The following is a 254-nucleotide window of genomic DNA, read 5'->3' as shown; positions in this document are numbered from 1 at the left end:
ATTTTCTCGTGGGCGCTCACCCTCGAAGGCGTGACTACCGCGATTGCCAATATGGTCGCGAGCTTCGGCGCGGCGACCTTTCTGCCCGCCGTGGTGGTCATCACGGTATTGCTCGGCTCGCTGCTCGAAAGCTTCGTGACCATCATCATCATCGCGCCGCTGTTGCTGCCGGTGGCTATCCAGATGGGCATCAATCCACTGCATTACGGCATCGTGATGGCGGAGGCGTTCGGCATCGGCGTGATCCTGCCGCC

Annotated in this window: 1 protein-coding gene; it reads left to right on the top strand. The window is 61.4% G+C overall.

Annotation, left to right across the window (positions count from 1 at the left end; translation table 11 throughout):
* A partial coding sequence (locus SB753_RS39400; RefSeq protein WP_410805467.1) for a TRAP transporter large permease subunit occupies positions 1–254 on the top strand: 254 nt, incomplete at both ends.

This window comes from Paraburkholderia sp. SIMBA_053 (genome assembly GCF_046534895.1).
Taxonomy (GTDB): domain Bacteria; phylum Pseudomonadota; class Gammaproteobacteria; order Burkholderiales; family Burkholderiaceae; genus Paraburkholderia; species Paraburkholderia caledonica.
The sequence above is the reverse complement of the archived record's forward strand: the minus strand, read 5'-3'. Positions and strand labels throughout refer to the sequence as shown.